This window comes from Anaerostipes sp. (assembly GCF_018381315.1).
In the GTDB taxonomy this organism is placed as follows: Bacteria; Bacillota; Clostridia; order Lachnospirales; family Lachnospiraceae; genus Anaerostipes.
In genome coordinates, this window is the sequence record NZ_JAGZSD010000005.1 from 230,898 (window position 1) to 244,410 (window position 13,513).

12 protein-coding genes are annotated in these 13,513 nt (G+C 43.9%); 2 read left to right on the forward strand and 10 right to left on the reverse strand.

Features of this window, described 5'->3' with window-relative positions; all coding sequences use genetic code 11:
• Positions 1-128: 128 nt before the first annotated feature.
• Together KH180_RS06080 and rsmH are read right to left on the reverse strand one after the other, a co-directional pair.
• The gene (locus KH180_RS06080; protein WP_290757816.1) at positions 129-662 is read right to left on the reverse strand and encodes a ferredoxin domain-containing protein; all 534 of its coding nucleotides are present in this window, start codon (positions 660-662) and stop codon (positions 129-131) included.
• A 39-nt stretch (positions 663-701) separates the two neighbouring features.
• Positions 702-1,757 carry a 16S rRNA (cytosine(1402)-N(4))-methyltransferase RsmH gene (gene rsmH / locus KH180_RS06085; protein ID WP_290757819.1) on the reverse strand — a complete coding sequence of 352 codons (1,056 nt, stop codon included), beginning with the start codon at positions 1,755-1,757 and terminating at the stop codon, positions 702-704.
• Between the two features lie 184 nt (positions 1,758-1,941).
• On the opposite strand from rsmH, the gene KH180_RS06090 reads away from it, so the two are divergent.
• Positions 1,942-3,177, forward strand: a complete 1,236-nt coding sequence (locus KH180_RS06090) for a peptidoglycan-binding domain-containing protein (RefSeq protein ID WP_290757822.1) — start codon at positions 1,942-1,944, stop codon at positions 3,175-3,177.
• A 21-nt stretch (positions 3,178-3,198) separates the two neighbouring features.
• On the opposite strand, the gene KH180_RS06095 is transcribed toward KH180_RS06090, so the two are convergent.
• On the reverse strand, positions 3,199-3,987 hold the full coding sequence (locus KH180_RS06095) for a MerR family DNA-binding transcriptional regulator (protein WP_290757825.1): 789 nt from the start codon (positions 3,985-3,987) through the stop codon (positions 3,199-3,201).
• Positions 3,988-4,063: 76 nt separating this feature from the next.
• Here KH180_RS06095 and KH180_RS06100 point away from each other — a divergent pair, with 76 nt between their 5' ends.
• Positions 4,064-5,383, forward strand: a complete 1,320-nt coding sequence (locus KH180_RS06100) for an MATE family efflux transporter (protein WP_290757828.1) — start codon at positions 4,064-4,066, stop codon at positions 5,381-5,383.
• 74 nt (positions 5,384-5,457) lie between these two features.
• On the opposite strand, the gene KH180_RS06105 is transcribed toward KH180_RS06100, so the two are convergent.
• The 7 genes from KH180_RS06105 to hisC all read right to left on the reverse strand — a co-directional run bounded on the left by KH180_RS06105 (position 5,458) and on the right by hisC (position 13,512).
• Positions 5,458-7,434 (reverse strand): sodium-translocating pyrophosphatase, encoded by a 1,977-nt coding sequence (locus KH180_RS06105; RefSeq protein ID WP_290757831.1) that lies wholly within the window; start codon positions 7,432-7,434, stop codon positions 5,458-5,460.
• A gap of 197 nt (positions 7,435-7,631) precedes the next feature.
• Positions 7,632-8,702 carry a branched-chain amino acid aminotransferase gene (locus tag KH180_RS06110; protein WP_290757834.1) on the reverse strand — a complete coding sequence of 357 codons (1,071 nt, stop codon included), beginning with the start codon at positions 8,700-8,702 and terminating at the stop codon, positions 7,632-7,634.
• Positions 8,703-8,822: 120 nt separating this feature from the next.
• Entirely contained in the window at positions 8,823-9,317 is a 495-nt protein-coding gene (locus KH180_RS06115; RefSeq protein WP_290757836.1) for a dihydrofolate reductase, read from the reverse strand.
• Between the two features lie 9 nt (positions 9,318-9,326).
• A complete protein-coding gene (gene thyA / locus KH180_RS06120) occupies positions 9,327-10,175 on the reverse strand; it encodes a thymidylate synthase (RefSeq protein WP_290757839.1) in 849 nt (282 codons plus the stop codon).
• The gene (ytvI, locus tag KH180_RS06125) at positions 10,172-11,347 is read right to left on the reverse strand and encodes a sporulation integral membrane protein YtvI (protein WP_290757842.1); all 1,176 of its coding nucleotides are present in this window, start codon (positions 11,345-11,347) and stop codon (positions 10,172-10,174) included. Before ytvI ends, thyA begins: the two co-directional genes overlap by 4 nt.
• 85 nt (positions 11,348-11,432) lie before the next feature.
• A complete protein-coding gene (locus tag KH180_RS06130; RefSeq protein WP_290757845.1) occupies positions 11,433-12,308 on the reverse strand; it encodes a DUF5688 family protein in 876 nt (291 codons plus the stop codon).
• A gap of 151 nt (positions 12,309-12,459) precedes the next feature.
• On the reverse strand, positions 12,460-13,512 hold the full coding sequence (gene hisC, locus KH180_RS06135; RefSeq protein ID WP_290757847.1) for a histidinol-phosphate transaminase: 1,053 nt from the start codon (positions 13,510-13,512) through the stop codon (positions 12,460-12,462).
• Between the last annotated feature and the right edge of the window lies 1 nt (position 13,513).

A 13,513-nucleotide genomic window follows, 5' to 3' on the forward strand; every position in this document is an offset into this window, starting at 1 on the left:
TTGTCTTTAAAAGTATTTATGGGGCTGTTTTCATTTCCTTGTTGTTTTTATTATATCTCTAAATGTAGATAGATTCAATGCTGCTTCCCGTACAATTAAAAGAAATTGTACGGAAAGCAATCCTATGGCTATTTCCGGTCAAAATAAGGTGCCTTTCCTGAAGCAGAAAGAGGTATTCCCAAAACGATCTTCACCTCAGGTCCGAGTAATCCCAGTGATAAAGCTCCTTTTCCTATAGAAAACATAATCCGGTTATCCACACGTTCCATAGAGGCCACACTGACTGCTGAGCCTAATGCAATTCCAAGATCGATCGGGTCAAACACACAGACGCTCTGATTTTCTCTGCACCCTTCACAGTTTGTTTGGTTACAGTACCCACAGCATTCATTCAGGCCCCTCTGCTGATAGGAAACACCTGCTAAGACAACAGCCTGGCTTTTTCGTAAGTTTTCTGCATCTCTTACGTAGAAATCCTGCCCCTGTTCTTTTCCCAGTCTTTCTGTTTCATCTGCAAGCTTTAAGAGATGTTCTCCGGTGACAACTGCGGTGTGGATAAAATCCATTCCCCTTGTCTTCGGTGCTGTCCTTGCCGCCACACATATCTGCCTTGCAGTCTGAAGTACCCCTTCCATTTCTAAATCCTTTTCCCTATAAATCATCTGTATATCCTCCTATGTCCTGCTATTTTCCAAATTTATTCAGGCTTTTACAGCCCATCTCATTTTCGTTGAACGTGCCCGGCTGTTCAGCCTGCATTCTTCAGCAGAAGGACGGATGACTTCGGTGGAAATCTCTTTATAAACGCCTTCCCGCAGAAAATGTTTAAAGGACTTTTTGACAAGCCTGTCTTCTCCGGAATGAAATGTCAGTATGGCAGCCCGTCCATCTTTTGCCATAATATCAGGCAGCTTCTCCAAGAATTCATACAGTACTTCGAACTCATTATTAACATCAATGCGCAGGGCCTGAAACGTTCTCTGACATGTTTTTTTCACAGTTTCATTTCTCTCATTCTCCGGAATAAATTGCAAAGCTTCCTCAATCACTTCCCGGAGTTTCGTTGTGGTATCAATGGCAGTCCCCTTTTTGATCTTGGAAACTACTGCACGGGAGATTACATCCGCATAGGGTTCATCTGAATTTTCAGCCAGCATTCCCTGCAGTTCTTCCCTGGTAATATCTCTCAGCCTGTCAGCTGCTGACACTCCCTTCTCAGGATTCAGGCGAAGATCCAGCGGACCCTCTGTCTTGTAGGAGAATCCTCTGTCCGGGTTGTCAATCTGCATAGAAGAAACGCCCAGATCTGCCAGGACAAAATCAAACAGCCCTGCTTCCTCTGAAATCTCATCAATCTTTGCAAAATTGAGCTGGCGGATTGTCAGTATTTCCGGTCCAAAGCCCAGATTTTTAAGACGCTCTCTTGTTTTTTCTATCTCTATACTGTCCACATCCAGAGAATACATATGCCCTTTGGATTTGAGACATTTCAGCATCTCCTGTGTGTGTCCGCCATATCCTAACGTTGCATCCAATCCGGTCTGTCCTGGTTTAATCTGAAGAAACTCAAGAATTTCTTTTACACAGATCGGGATGTGCATGCCGGCAGGCGTGCTGCCTTTCTGAATCACTTTGGCCACTGTATCCGGATACTTCTCCGGGTGGAGTTCTTTATATTTTTCTTTATAATTTCTCGGATGTGTGCCGCTGTAGCGGACACGTCTCTTATGCTTTTGCTTTTCTTCCTTACTCTCCATGACTACCTCTTTCATATTTTTCGTATTTTCTTTTTATCCGTATATTGGTTTGTTCTGAAAGACTTCTTCCTCTGCCTTCTCTTCCCATGTTACCACATTTCGTAAAAACGGGAAATATGAAGCCATATCATAGCGGTATATTTTTTTTACCCCCGCATATAGTAAAAGAAAAAGGATTTTTTAAATGGCAGACAAAGGCAACTTAAAAATTCAAGTAAACTCTACCATTGGATATATTCCGGTTCAGAATGCCACAGTTTCAATTTCGTATACCGGTGAATCCGATCAGGTGCTAGAGCAGGTCAGTACCAATCAGAACGGACAGACTGAAGAGATTGCACTGGATGCCCCTCCCGTAGAATACAGTCTTTCTCCGAGCGAAAACCAGCCATATTCAGAATACAATCTGCATGTGACTGCACCTGACTATGAACCAATCACTATCTCCGGGGCTCAGGTCCTGGCAAATACAAACGGCCTGCAGAATGTAAGTCTGATTCCCTCGGAAACATCAACAACAGATCTGGATAATATCGTCATAGGACCGCATACTTTGTGGGGTGAATACCCTCCCAAAATTGCCGAGGACGAGATTAAACCTGTCAGTGAAACCGGAGAAATCGTATTAAGCCGTGTGGTTATTCCGGAGTTCATCATTGTCCATGACGGACCTATCAGCGACCAGACAGCCCAGAATTATTATGTGCGCTACAAGGATTACATTAAAAATGTGGCGGCATGTGAAGTCTATTCTACCTGGACACGGGCGGCATTGGAAGCGAATATTCTTGCAATCATGTCCTTCACTTTAAACAGAGTTTACACAGAATGGTACAGAAATAAAGGCCATGACTTTACGATCACTTCTTCCACTGCTTATGACCACAAGTGGATGAACGGCAAGACAACATATGATTCCATTAATACGATTGTGGATGAAATTTTTGCAAGCTATCTGTCCCGTCCTAATGTACGCCAGCCGATCCTTACCCAATACTGTGACGGCAAACGGGTAACCTGCCCTGAGTGGATGACACAGTGGGGCTCTCAATATCTGGGGGAACAGGGCTACACTCCAATTGAAATTCTCAGATATTATTACGGAGAAAGCATCTATATTAATACTGCGGAACAGATCTCCGGTATTCCTTCCTCATGGCCGGGGCATGATCTGACCATCGGCTCCACCGGTGACAAAGTTCGTCAGATGCAGGAGCAGTTAAACCGAATCGCGCAGGATTATCCTTCCATCCCTACGATACCGGTAGACGGCACTTTCGGCCAGCAGACTGCCAATGCCGTAAGGATATTCCAGAATGTATTCGGTCTGGGCCAGACAGGAGTCGTTGACTATCCTACCTGGTATAAGATCAGTGAGATCTATGTTGCGGTCAGCCGGATCGCAGAACTGAATCCATAGCAAAAAAGAGGCAGCGGGAGTTTAAATCCCTCTGCCTTCTCTTTTTAATATCTGTAACTCCAAAAAATATTTGTCTTTGGGCTGTCTGTCAAAATAAAAGTCTGTTTCAACGATGAGGACTTCCTCCTCTTCTTCCCTTATATGTTCTTCTTCAATTCTGGTCGTATCTGAGACACTGCATTGGTAGGTGCCCTCCGGCAGACAGAATATCCTGGGATCTTCAATATCTGTCTGCTGTATTTCCATAAATATATAATACAGATCCTCTGTGCCTTTTATATAACGGATAAGACCCTGCTGGTAAAATACAGTCAATCCCAGCTCCTGGGATAATGAGTACAATTTTGTAATTTCACTCATATAGGCTTTATCATCTGCGGAAGGATATTTCCACGGCAGCGCAATAATCATCCTTTTATCTATGGATTTATAATAGAGATCTCTCCCCTTTTTCCGTATTTCATCTGATCCTCTGATTCTCTTTTCCAGTCCGTCTATCTGTGACAGTGTCCCCTGTATTTTTGCCGCCTTCTCCTCCGCTTTTTTCCGTCCGTCCTTCAGCAGGCTTTCGACATCCAGATGGTTCTTTTCATCCATATATTCCTGCATTTCTTTTAAAGGGATATCTAATCCCAGACACAGAAGGATCAGATCCACCATCAGCATCTGATTAATGGCATAGTAACGGTATCCTGTTTTGGGATTAATGTATGCCGGCTTCAGAATACCAATTCTGTCATAATACCTTAGTGATTTGATGCCTACTCCTTTCATTTTAGAAACTTCTCCGATCGTTAAATAATCTTCCATTTCACTTCTCCTTGACTCTCCCATTATGGGATACTTTATACTTTTAGTATAACAGAATTTTGGAGGTTTTTATGAAATGAACAAAAATAAATTTTATCAATTTGTTGTCCCATCGGTCTGTGCATCCATGGTGACCGGATTGTATTTTGTAGTTGACGGTATTTTTGTAGGCCGGGGAATTGGTTCATCCGGGCTGGGAGCTATTAATCTGGCAGTTCCTTTTATCTGTATCCTGACCGCAGTGGCTATGATGATCGCTATGGGAGGAGCGACTATTACATCCATCTTTATAGGACAGGGAAATGATAAAAAAGCTGTTCACTCCTTTATGAACAGTATTTTTCTTGTGTTAATATTTTCAGGTTTTATGACTGTATTTAGTTTTCTTTTTTCAGATCGTATTGCCGTATTCCTCGGAGCAGAGGGCAGCCTTCTTTCCCTTACTTCAGATTATCTGCGCTATTATATATTATTTGGAATTTTCTTCTGTATGGCCATGGTGCTTGCGGCGTTTGTCCGCAACGACGGAAGCCCGAGGCTCGGCCTTGTTGGAATGGCAGCCGGTGCATTAAGCAATGTGTTCCTTGACTGGCTTTTTATTTTTGTGTTACATATGGGAATCCACGGAGCAGCCATCGCATCCGGACTGGGCCAGGTCATTTCCTGCATGATCATGCTTCCCCATTTTGTACGGGGAAAAGGCAGGCTGAAATTAAAACTCCTGCCCCTGAAAAAGTATTATGCTGTGGAAATTCTCCGCCGGGGCATACCGGAGCTGATTACACAGATGAGCCAGCCTATCACAATTTTCTGCTATAATCTGATTGTGATCCGGTATCTTGGCAATATAGGAGTCTCTGCATTTTCTGTAGTGTGTTATCTCCTGACCTTAGTATTCTGCATCTTTATCGGAGTATCCGACGGAATCCAGCCGCTGATCAGCCGCTCTGTGGGAGAAGGAAAAAAAGAATTGGAAAGGTATTTTTTCCGAAAGGGGATTATCCTAAACTTTCTTCTGGCTCTTTTCTTATATGCAGTCCTTCTGCTGTTCGGCGAACCGATCGTTCACATATTTAACCGGGAACCCGCTCTTGTGCGCCTTGCCAGTGAAAGCTTGTCTGTCTATGGAATTTCGTTTTTGTTTGCTGCAGTCAACATGATTTTCACTACCTATCATCTGGCATCCAAGAGAACATCCAGGGCATTGATCATCGCTTCCCTCAGAAGTTTCGTCGTCAATGTAGCCTTTATCTTTCTTCTTCCTTCCGTCTTTGGAAGGCAGGCCCTATGGACCGGCATCATTGCCGCTGAAGCCGCTGTGACTGCTGTTGCTGTACTTATGATGAAAAAACCGCTGAAGCCTCAGACATATCAGGCAACAGCTGCAGAAAACTAACAGATCTATAGTAGTTATAATGAGAAACAAAAATAGAGCCAGGCATTCAAAGCCTGACTCTATTTTTATATCTCTTATAAAATTCCGCCGATACTTAAGAATAACGGTGCAAATACTAATGCTACGATCGTCATCAGCTTGATTAAGATGTTGATAGACGGTCCTGATGTATCTTTGAACGGATCTCCCACAGTGTCACCGACAACTGCTGCTTTATGAGCATCGCTGCCTTTTCCGCCGTGATTTCCTTCTTCAATATACTTTTTCGCATTATCCCAGGCTCCTCCGGCATTTGCCATGAAGATCGCCATCATAACACCTGATGCCAGGGATCCTACCAACAGTCCGCCGAGTGCCTCTACACCTAACAGAACTCCGATAATCAATGGAGAAACAATCGCCATGACACCTGGAAGCAGCATTTCTTTTAATGCCGCTGATGTAGAAATCTCAACACAGGTTTTGTAATCCGGTTTTCCTGTTCCTTCAAGGATTCCCGGAATCTCTTTGAACTGGCGGCGTACTTCTACGATCATTTCGTTTGCAGTCTTACCTACAGACTGCATTGTGAATGCTGAGAATAAGAACGGAAGCATTCCTCCGACTAACACACCTACGATAACCTTCGGATCCAGACAGTTGATGGTAGTTAAGCTTACTGCCTGTGAATAAGCGGAGAACAGTGCAAGTGCTGTCAGCGCCGCTGAACCGATGGCAAATCCTTTACCCATAGCTGCCGTTGTGTTTCCAACTGCATCAAGTTTATCAGTGATTTTACGCACAGACTCATCAAGTTCTGCCATTTCAGCAATACCTCCGGCATTGTCCGCAATCGGGCCGTAAGCATCGACTGCTACTGTGATACCGGTTGTAGAAAGCATACCGACTGCCGCAAGAGCTATTCCGTATAAACCTGCAAACTGATAAGCAACGATAACTGCAATACAGATAAAGATGATCGGGAATGCTGTAGATTCCATACCTACTGCAAGTCCTGAAATAATGGTTGTTGCAGATCCTGTCTCAGACTGGTCTGCAATCTTTTTAACTGCGCCGTAGTCACTGGATGTATAAATCTCAGTAAGCTTACCGATGATATTTCCAACAAGAACACCGCCGAGGATTGCCCAGAATGTATCCAGGTTTCCAAAGAACTGACGGCTTAAGAAAAATGCTGCAATTAAAACGATAATACTTGAGAAGTATGTACCTCCATCTAATGCTCTGTGAGGATTCTGGCTCTTTGTATTGACTACAAAAATAACTCCGAGAATAGATGCGGCAATACCGATGGCTGCAAGCACTAATGGATATACAGCACCCTTAAGGCTGAATGCAACAACTCCGATTGTAATAGCAGATACAATAGAACCTACATAAGATTCATATAAATCGGCACCCATACCTGCAACGTCACCTACATTATCACCTACATTGTCAGCGATAACTGCCGGGTTCCTCGGATCATCTTCCGGGATACCAGCTTCTACTTTACCTACAAGATCAGCTCCTACGTCAGCAGCTTTTGTATAAATACCGCCTCCCACACGTCCGAACAGTGCCACAGAAGATGCTCCCAAACTGAATCCTGTCAGCACACTGACGTCTCCAGTAATCTTATAAACCATTGTAACACCGAACAGTCCGAGACCTACTACTGTAAGACCCATTACGGCACCGCCTGAAAATGCGATGGATAAAGCTTTGCTCATCCCGCCTGATCTTGCTGCCTCTGCTGTTCTTACGTTTGCCTTTGTAGCTGTGTGCATACCGATATAACCTGCTAATGCAGAAAAACATGCTCCAACCAAAAAGCAGACTGCTGATACCCAACTTTGAATTCCAAGGCCGATTAATACAAATACTACTATACAAAATACCACAAGCAGCTTGTATTCCGCCCTTAAGAACGCATGGGCCCCTTCGTTGATCGCTCCGGCGATTTCCTTCATCTGATCATTTCCTTCATCAGCACCTTTTACTTTTGACATAAGTGCAAATGCAACAACCAGAGATAAGATTCCGGCTGCAATCGCAATGTACATTTCCATTGTCCAATCTCCTTTCACTTTCCTCTTAAATATAATAATTTGAGTTTATGACTTTTAGTCACGTTTTTATATTATACCAAAGACATTTCAAGAATACAATATTTCAATTAAAAAAAGAGTTCCTTTCATAAAGGAGATCCCCGGCAGGGCACAGAATAAAAGGCTGGAAGATGAAGTTCACCTCCCAGCCGAAATAATTATTTGATTTCAACAATCCATCCGTGAGTATCTTTGATCTTGCCCAGCTGGATTCCGCTTACGGTATCATAAAGCTTGTGGCTCAGCTCGCCGATGCCTCCGTCTTTTACCTGCATGACCTCATCTCCCCAGCGGAACTTTCCTACCGGTGAAATAACTGCTGCAGTTCCAGTACCCCATACTTCTTCTAAAAGTCCTGCTTTATGGGCTTCGTAGATCTCATCTATGGAAATCCTCTTTTCTTCTACTTCGTATCCCCACTCTTTACAGAGCTGAATAACAGAATCTCTTGTGATTCCAGGAAGAATGCTTCCGTTTAACTTCGGTGTCACTACCTTTCCGTCAATCTTAAAGAAGATATTCATGGCCCCTACTTCTTCAATATATTTTCTTTCCACTCCGTCCAGCCAGAGTACCTGAGAATATCCCTCATCATGCGCTTTCACCTGGGAAAGAATGCTGGCTGCATAATTTCCTCCGGTCTTAGCCTCTCCAATGCCGCCCCGGACAGCCCTTACGTAATCATCTTCAATCCAGATGCTGACAGGATCCAATCCTTCCGGATAATAAGGACCTACCGGTGAAAGAATGATAATAAACTTATAGTATCTGGAAGTTTTCAGGCCCAGGAACGGATCTGTTCCGATAATAAACGGACGGATATATAAAGAATGGTCCGGCTCATTCGGAATCCAGTCTTTGTCCAGAGCAACTAACTGCTCAATCGCCTGGATGTAGTCTTCTTCCGGGATTTCCGGAATACACAGCCTGTCAGATGAACGGTTAGATCTCTTGGCATTCATATCCGGACGGAATAAATTAACATTTCCGTTTTCTGAATTGTATGCCTTCAGTCCTTCAAAGACGCCCTGCCCGTAGTGAAAGATCGTTGCAGCCGGTGACAGTGTAAGATCAGTATATGGAACGATGCGCGGATCAAACCATCCTTTTTCCTCATCATAGTCCATCACAAACATATGATCTGTAAAAATGGTTCCAAACAGCAGCGGATCATCTTTTCCCGGTTTTTCTTTCGGACATTGGGTCTTTTCAACTTTGATATCTAACATGTTATCTCTTCCTTCCTGTTTCTATGTAATTTTTATACCTCAGCATATCGGGCGCAAACACGTCCACCTAAAATACGGTGTGCCCTTTGGATATAATTATGAAACTTTTTGAATCTTCTGTCAATCTTTCATCTTCTTATACTTTAAAAATACATACTCAAGGTCGAAATAAGTCTGCTCCTCGCTCTCCTCAACAACTTTCCATTCTTCCAGTTCATCAAGATTCGGAAAATACGTGTCTGCATCATAGGCATAATCCAGCCTGGTTACATATGCCGTGTCACAGTAAGGAAGCATCATCCTGTAAATACTCTCACCGCCGATGATAAAAATATCATTTTTATCGTACTTTTTCAGTTCCTCAAACAGTTCTTCTGTGCTGTGGACTACAGCTGCTCCTCTGCCGTCATAGTCCTGATCTGTTGTCAGTACAATATTGGTTCTCTTTGGCAGAGGCATTCCGTTGGGAAAACTCTCCAGTGTCTTTCTGCCCATGACAACCACCTTGCCTGTGGTGGTCTGGCGGAACATCTTCATATCGTTGGGGATATGGACCAAAAGCTGGTTCTCTTTTCCTATTCCCCAGTTCTTATCTGCATTTACAATTAAATTCATAACCTTCTCCTATATGGCAATCGGAATATCCTTAATCTGTTCTCCTGCCTTGTAATCTTCTATCTTAATATCATCCAGAGTAAACTCATAAAAATCCTTCACATCCGGATTCAGTGTAAACTTCGGTGCATCATAAACCGGACGCTGAATCAGCTCTTTAATCACCGGAATATGCCTGTCATAAATATGGGCATCTGCAATCACATGCACAAACTCTCCCGGCTCCATGCCGCATACCTGGGCAAGCATATAGATCAATACAGAATACTGGACAACATTCCAGTTGTTTGCTGCCAGAATGTCCTGGGATCTCTGGTTGAGAATACCATTCAGTACAAGCTTATCCTGTCCCGGTTTTTTCGTCACATTAAACGTCATGCTGTAGGCACATGGGTAAAGTTTCATCTCATGCAGATCCTGGTGAACGTAAATATTCGTCATAATCCTGCGGCTGTACGGGTTATGTTTCAGATCATAAATCACCCTGTCCACCTGGTCCATCTTTCCCTCTGCATACTGATGCTTCACTCTCATCTGATAACCGTATGCCTTGCCGATGGATCCGTCTTCATCTGCCCATTCATCCCACACATGGCTCTTTAAATCATGAATGCTGTTGGACTTTCTCTGCCAGATCCAAAGCAGTTCATCCACAGCAGATTTAACAAATGTCTTTCTGAGCGTCAGCGCCGGAAATTCTTTGGATAAATCATACCGGTTGACCACCCCAAACTGCTTTATTGTGTAAGCCGGCGTCCCGTCCGGCCATTTGGGTCTGACTTTCTCTCCCTCTGTGCTGGTGCCGTTGTCTAAAATATCCCGGCACATATTTATAAACAAAGTATCTGCGTAACTCATTCCTTACCCTCTCTTTCTTCTCTCTCGAGTTCTTCCCTGATCTGCTCTTCTTCCTTCTCACTGTTAATCGTCAGCATCTCGATCCTCCGCTGGAAAAATGCAATCTTCCGGTCAAAAACTCCAAGTTTATACAGATTGTAAACAAAGATGCCCAGGATCAGAGCCAATAACATGCCTCCGATGCCGGAAAGCTTTAATCCAATGTAAATCAAAAACAGAGTGGTCAGCGGAGAAATCCCCATGCTGTCTCCCATCATCTTAGGCTGAAGCACCTGCTTGGTCACAAGGCAGATCACATAGATAATCAGCAGTATCACGGCTGTCTTGATATCTCCTGTGAGAATCTTATAGAGTGCCCACGGTATAATGGCTGTCCCTGTCCCAAGGATCGGAAGAACATCCAGGATAGCGATCACAACAGCCAGGAAAAACGCATAGCTGATCCCCGCAAGAATGAACCCGATCCAAAGTATGGCAATGATGATAACCATAATCTTCACCTGGGCCCAGCAGTAACTGGCCAGTACTCCCAGGGTATTGTGATAAAAGATGCCGATCTTATGGCGTACCATCCTCGGAACATGTTTTTCATATCCCTGCATGATCTTTTCCTTATCCACAATAAAAAGATAAGAGGCAAAGAACATAACGACGGTTCCGATAAATCCGCTGGTCATCCCCTTGGCAACATTTCCTGAATGTTCCATTCCATAGTTGCCGATAGCTCCCACTGCCTTATCCAGTACTTTATCTGTGGAACCAAGCATCGTATCGAGCTTATCCCCAAAACCGTACGGCAGGGACTCCATCAAATGAAATATCTGCTCCTTTAAGTTCATCAGCTGGGTCTGGACTGTCTGTCTCAGGTCAGGAAGACTGGCTGCAAATCCGACGATCTGCTGGGCCAGCTGGCTGACTACAAAAGAGATCAAAGCAATAAGGCCTGCAATCACTGCGATAATAATCAATGCCGAACCAAATCTCTTAGGCAGGCGGATCTTGTCTTCCAGGAAAGCAATGACAGGATGAGCCAGCATCGCTACGATCCACGCAGCCACAAACGGCCATAAAAAGCCGATGCACTTCGGCAAAACAAATATCAGAAGGAATGCCCCTCCTGCAATCACAATAAGCTCCATAAAAATTTCTAAGTATATTTCCCAACGTCTCATTTTCATCACCCCAGATTTTTAATTACATCTATTATAAAGTACCCGACTTCCGATGACAAGGTCGCAGCCCCTGCAGATGCAAAATTCACACTTTCGTCATAAATAGATTCTGCCCCTTTTCATAATAGTAAACCCTGTCCGAAAGAATCTCATCCCCCTCTACCACCGTGCGGTTGACTTCCCTGACCAGTTCAGCAAGCGCCGCCGGGTCGCTTTCACCGTCTGCCGGCACCAGAAGCACCTCGTGAATACTGCTGGGAAGAATATAAAACCCTCCCCGGACCTTATCTGAAAATCTGTCCAGGATTCCCCGGTACAGTACAGTGCCGGCACCGTTAAGCCCTTCCCGGTTGGATAAAACATAAAGCTTTCCTCTGCTCCCTCTCATCTGCGGAAAGATCTGTTCCATAGGGCGGAGAAGAGGAGGAAAAACCTTTTCCGTGTTCTCTCTGGCATCCTTTCCAAGCTGTTCTTCGGTGATGCCCCAAAGCTTGAGATCCTGGCTGCGTATAAGGGCACTGGCCATTCCATCTCTGTCGTGATGGGCAAACCAGCGGAAGGTAACTGCCAGATCCTCCACACGCTCAAAAGGACAGTCCTCCAGCTGTTTTTTATTCTTCTCATAGTTTACGAGCCGGAAGAACAGATGATCTTTCATATAATGATAATCTCTGTACAGCTCCGGCTGGATCGGACAGTCTGTTCTGCTTTCCTCATAAAGAGCGCCCATCCTGCACAAAAGCTCTCCCAAATCAACACCGCTTTGATACTCTGTATAAAAAGTATCCACGTAAATAATGGGCTGGCACGTCTCTTCCTCTCTTCCGATACACAGGCCGTTCAGGCTGGTATTGTTATTCTTTGTTACCTGCCTCATAACGGCTTTCTTATCTTTCGGATCTCTGACATATTCTAAAATATGCTCTTCTACATAATCAAAAAATTCCTGCCTGGTCAACATAAGCGCTCCTTCCATGTGGAACGGAATTCTACGCCATACCCCTCCCCGTATATTCCATAATTTTGAAATAATTACAATATTATCTTAGCTTATCCTGAGAAAAAAAGCAAGCGGTACCGGAATATTTCTCCGGCCGCCTGCCTTTGATCTTCTATTTCGTTACTTTGGATTTTAGAAATCTGACCAGAGACTGCATTTCTTCATCAGTACCAATAGAAATTCTTAAATAATTGCTGATTCTCGGCTTATCAAAGTGGCGGACATAGATATTTTCTTTCTTCGCCGCCTCAAAAAGTTCTTTGGCCGGTATACCGGGATGGGATGCAAAGACAAAGTTTGCACTGGAATCTGCAAATGAAAACCCAAGCTCTTTCAATTCTTTCTGGAACCATTCCCTTGTTCTCATGATCTTATTTCTCGTCTCCTGAAAATATTTCTCATCTTCAATCGCTGCTTTTCCCATGACGATGGACGGCTCATTCATTGTATAAGAATTAAAGGAATATTTTACATCATTCATTGCTTTGATCAGCTCTTTGTTTCCCATGGCATAACCGATTCTGAGCCCTGCAAGTGAACGGGATTTGGAATACGTCTGCACTACTAAAAGGTTGTCGTATTCAGGGATCAGGCTTTTTGCGCTTTCTCCTCCAAAATCAATATAAGCTTCATCCACAATCACAAGAACATCTCTGTTATGATCTAAAATATCTCTGACTGTTTCAAGCTCTAAAAGTGCACCTGTCGGTGCATTGGGGTTTGGAAAAATCACGCCCCCGTTTTCTCCGTAATAGTCCTCCGCACAAATGCCGAATCCTTCATCCAGAGCCTTTGTCTCATACGGAATTTGAAACAGGTCTGCCCACACATCATAAAAAGAGTATGTAATGTCAGGAAACAAAACCGGCCTTTCCGAATTAAAGAAGGTCAGAAAGGCAATTGCCAAAACATCGTCGGAACCTACCCCCACAAACACTTCATCACTATCGAGTCCATAATAAGAACTTATGGCTTTCACCAGATCAGCTGCCGCCGGATCAGGATATTTCCTAAGATTCTTAATATCTTTCATGGCCTCCAAAACCTTCGGAGAGGGAGGATACGGATTTTCGTTGGTATTCAGTTTAATCACTCCGTCTTCCTTCGGCTGTTCCCCCGGAGTATACGGAATCACATTTCTTACACTATCTCTCCAAGACTTCATG

Excerpts from the sequence above, each read along its gene's own strand:
- KH180_RS06080 (WP_290757816.1), bottom strand. The coding sequence starts at position 662 with ATGATTTATAGGGAAAAGGATTTAGAAATGGAAGGGGTACTTCAGACT.
- rsmH (WP_290757819.1), bottom strand. The coding sequence starts at position 1,757 with ATGGAGAGTAAGGAAGAAAAGCAAAAGCATAAGAGACGTGTCCGCTAC.
- KH180_RS06090 (WP_290757822.1), top strand. The coding sequence starts at position 1,942 with ATGGCAGACAAAGGCAACTTAAAAATTCAAGTAAACTCTACCATTGGA.
- KH180_RS06095 (WP_290757825.1), bottom strand. The coding sequence starts at position 3,987 with ATGGAAGATTATTTAACGATCGGAGAAGTTTCTAAAATGAAAGGAGTA.
- KH180_RS06100 (WP_290757828.1), top strand. The coding sequence starts at position 4,064 with ATGAACAAAAATAAATTTTATCAATTTGTTGTCCCATCGGTCTGTGCA.
- KH180_RS06105 (WP_290757831.1), bottom strand. The coding sequence starts at position 7,434 with ATGGAAATGTACATTGCGATTGCAGCCGGAATCTTATCTCTGGTTGTT.
- KH180_RS06110 (WP_290757834.1), bottom strand. The coding sequence starts at position 8,702 with ATGTTAGATATCAAAGTTGAAAAGACCCAATGTCCGAAAGAAAAACCG.
- KH180_RS06115 (WP_290757836.1), bottom strand. The coding sequence starts at position 9,317 with ATGAATTTAATTGTAAATGCAGATAAGAACTGGGGAATAGGAAAAGAG.
- thyA (WP_290757839.1), bottom strand. The coding sequence starts at position 10,175 with ATGAGTTACGCAGATACTTTGTTTATAAATATGTGCCGGGATATTTTA.
- ytvI (WP_290757842.1), bottom strand. The coding sequence starts at position 11,347 with ATGAGACGTTGGGAAATATACTTAGAAATTTTTATGGAGCTTATTGTG.
- KH180_RS06130 (WP_290757845.1), bottom strand. The coding sequence starts at position 12,308 with ATGTTGACCAGGCAGGAATTTTTTGATTATGTAGAAGAGCATATTTTA.
- hisC (WP_290757847.1), bottom strand. The coding sequence starts at position 13,512 with ATGAAGTCTTGGAGAGATAGTGTAAGAAATGTGATTCCGTATACTCCG.